Genomic DNA, 206 nt, shown 5'->3' with positions numbered 1-206 from the left:
AGCGACCTGATGAGCCGGATGACCCTTGAAGAAAAGATCCTGCAGACAGATCAGTATTATTCCGGCGATTTTACAACGCAGGACGAAAACGGCAAGGTTACAGCCGTGGATATGCAGCGGTTTGATGCACTGATGCAGCACAATAGTGTCGGCAGTGTGCAACTGCGCGGTATGACTGCTGCCCAAGCCAATGTTGTGCAGCGGTA

1 protein-coding gene is annotated in these 206 nt (G+C 51.9%); it reads left to right on the top strand.

Annotated features, from left to right (window positions below; genetic code table 11):
- Positions 1–206: hypothetical protein (locus GPK89_RS15380; protein ID WP_215694475.1), on the top strand; the 206-nt coding region annotated here is incomplete at both ends.

The organism is Gemmiger formicilis, assembly GCF_018784445.1.
In the GTDB taxonomy this organism is placed as follows: Bacteria; Bacillota; Clostridia; order Oscillospirales; family Ruminococcaceae; genus Gemmiger.
This window is presented reverse-complemented; position numbering and strand designations above follow the sequence as displayed.